The sequence below is a fragment of the Croceitalea marina genome, assembly GCF_042684265.1.
Taxonomy (GTDB): domain Bacteria; phylum Bacteroidota; class Bacteroidia; order Flavobacteriales; family Flavobacteriaceae; genus Croceitalea; species Croceitalea marina.
The window spans coordinates 1-1,212 of sequence record NZ_JBHULB010000038.1 but is presented as its reverse complement, the minus strand read 5'-3'; the positions used below and the strand labels follow the sequence as shown (position 1 = coordinate 1,212).

The following is a 1,212-nucleotide window of genomic DNA, read 5'->3' as shown; positions in this document are numbered from 1 at the left end:
AGACAAGTGGTGTAGAGGGCAAGTTGGGTCCGGGATTGTTTCTGTTGATACTCCATACTTAAAGATAAAGAATATCAAACCCTACAAGGTAAAGCTAACTTTAAGTTTTGAGACAGTCTGACGGTCTTGTATATGGCTCGTAGCGTGTAAATTAGAAAATTATTTTCGGATTAAGCACGAGCCAGATTTTTAAATTTTACTATTTATCTTTTTTCTTGAAAATCGTCAAATTTAAAAATTTGGCGACTTTCCAAATATGCCTTAACTTTGATTAAATAACTAATTAGCTATGAGCTATATACGTTGTTGTGCAACGTACTTTTGCGCAATATTTTCAGGAATTGTTCCGCTTTTAGTTTTATTTCCGCAATCTTTTCTTGGCTTTTGTCACTTTCTCTTAAATTCCAATATTTGTTTAGATTCCAGCCCATTTTTCGTCCGTCTCCAGTTCCAATTTGAGTTATAAAACCCCAAAACCACAAATCGTCCCAAACTTCAATATCTTTTCCGCTGTAATTTTCTTCGATGGTTTTATTTACGTTCTTAAAGTTCCAATTTTTCGGTTTAATTTCTTTAAATATCGCAATAATTACCGCATCTACTGGCAAATAAAAATTATCATTTCTTTCTAAATCGGTTGGCGCATCATTCCAAATTTTTAATTCATTCGGATATTCGTTATTGTGCAAATGAAAAATACTTTTCGCAAATAGGGCAGAAGTCTTTTCTCCCCAACCATTTTGGTTTTTCATTCCATTATAAAGTCCGCTGTAATTATTCGATTCACTTTCACTCGATTTAATAACAGACATAAATCCCGAAAACGAATTTAGCAAATCAGTATTTCGATAGATTTTTTTATAAAATTCGGCGAGATTGTCAATTTTCGGTTGGCTTTGAGTATTCGCTGTATGGTATAATAACGAAACAATTTTTTCCGCTTTACTATTCTGCGGTTTTACAATTCCAGAATAATACCTTGTTTGCAATTCCTTATTGTAAATTCGGTTCTCGATTAAGAAGTCAAATATATTTTTTAGCGATTCTTCCAAATATTAGTTCAGATTTTTTTTTTGGTATGTTGCACAACGGCAGTCTGTCTCAAAACCACCTTTGATTTTGAATAAATTTACACAATTTGGGATATAAGGGATATTTGCCTGTAAGAAGGTTGGATTTTCATAAATGCGGATATATGGGCCAAGAACTCAT

The 1,212-nt window shown here is 32.8% G+C and carries 1 protein-coding gene; it reads right to left on the bottom strand.

The features are described from left to right. Positions 1-287 precede the first annotated feature (287 nt). Positions 288-812: a hypothetical protein gene (locus tag ACFSQJ_RS14220; RefSeq protein ID WP_377767639.1), complete on the bottom strand. Its 525-nt coding sequence runs from the start codon at positions 810-812 to the stop codon at positions 288-290. Between the last annotated feature and the right edge of the window lie 400 nt (positions 813-1,212).

Excerpts from the sequence above, each read along its gene's own strand:
- ACFSQJ_RS14220 (WP_377767639.1), bottom strand. The coding sequence starts at position 812 with ATGTCTGTTATTAAATCGAGTGAAAGTGAATCGAATAATTACAGCGGA.